1 protein-coding gene, 3 tRNA genes and 1 rRNA gene are annotated in these 1,073 nt (G+C 55.5%); all 5 read left to right on the plus strand.

Features of this window, described 5'->3' with window-relative positions; translation table 11 throughout:
* The first annotated feature begins 130 nt into the window (after window positions 1-130).
* Window positions 131-243: ribosomal RNA gene (gene rrf, locus HHL24_RS43470) — 5S ribosomal RNA — on the plus strand.
* Window positions 244-398: 155 nt separating this feature from the next.
* Window positions 399-484, plus strand: a tRNA-Tyr gene (locus HHL24_RS43475).
* 41 nt (window positions 485-525) lie between these two features.
* Window positions 526-599 (plus strand) — tRNA-Gly (locus HHL24_RS43480).
* 16 nt (window positions 600-615) lie between these two features.
* Window positions 616-690 (plus strand) — tRNA-Thr (locus tag HHL24_RS43485).
* 63 nt (window positions 691-753) lie between these two features.
* The coding region (locus HHL24_RS43490; RefSeq protein WP_206003258.1) for a GTP-binding protein at window positions 754-1,073 on the plus strand (320 nt) is incomplete at its 3' end.

The raw sequence follows: 1,073 nt of genomic DNA on the forward strand, positions 1-1,073 counted from the left end.
CGGTTGAGATCAGTGTTGTGCCAGAAACAACACAACCCCAACAGCTTTACCCCTCTGGTGAGCATCACCAGAAACTACTTCTTCCAGATTGGTTGTGCCGCCCACAAAGGCGACACGACAACAAGTCATGCCTGATGACCATAGCGAGTCGGTCCCACCCCTTCCCATCCCGAACAGGACCGTGAAACGACTCCACGCCGATGATAGTGCGGATTCCCGTGTGAAAGTAGGTAATCGTCAGGCTCCCCAGCAGCAAGCAAAAACCCCACCCGAAAAGGTGGGGTTTTTGCGTTTGCGGCGGCGTTGGAACCACCATATAAGTGAGAGCTATGAGTTTGGAACGGTCAGTCAAGCCTTGACAGCAAGCGGTTGTTCCCTCATAATCATCAGTTCTCTGCGGAGGGGTGCCCGAGTGGCTAAAGGGGGCAGACTGTAAATCTGTTGGCTTACGCCTACGTTGGTTCGAATCCAACCTCCTCCACCAGAATGCAAGCTGTAGCAGTAGTTGGGAATCCATGGATCCTTGCGGGTGTAGCTCAATGGTAGAGCAGAAGCCTTCCAAGCTTACGACGAGGGTTCGATTCCCTTCACCCGCTCCAGTAACAAAGAAGTAGCGCCCATGTGGCTCAGTGGTAGAGCACTCCCTTGGTAAGGGAGAGGTCGGCAGTTCGATCCTGCCCATGGGCACCAGAAGTACTCGGTGATTGTTTGCGCGCGGCGCAACGTACGGATAAATCCTCTTAGGAGTCGAAAATGGCCAAGGGTAAGTTTGAGCGGACCAAGCCGCACGTGAACGTCGGCACGATCGGTCACGTTGACCACGGCAAGACCACGCTGACGGCAGCGATCACGACGGTGCTGACCAAGAAGTTTGGCGGCGAAGCAAAGGCATACGACCAGATTGACGCGGCGCCGGAAGAAAAGGCACGTGGTATCACGATCAACACGGCACACGTCGAGTACGAAACGGCTAACCGCCACTACGCACACGTCGACTGCCCGGGCCACGCTGACTATGTGAAGAATATGATCACGGGCGCAGCGCAGATGGATGGCGCGATCCTGGTGTGTTC

This window comes from Paraburkholderia polaris (assembly GCF_012927345.1).
Taxonomy (GTDB): Bacteria; Pseudomonadota; Gammaproteobacteria; order Burkholderiales; family Burkholderiaceae; genus Paraburkholderia; species Paraburkholderia polaris.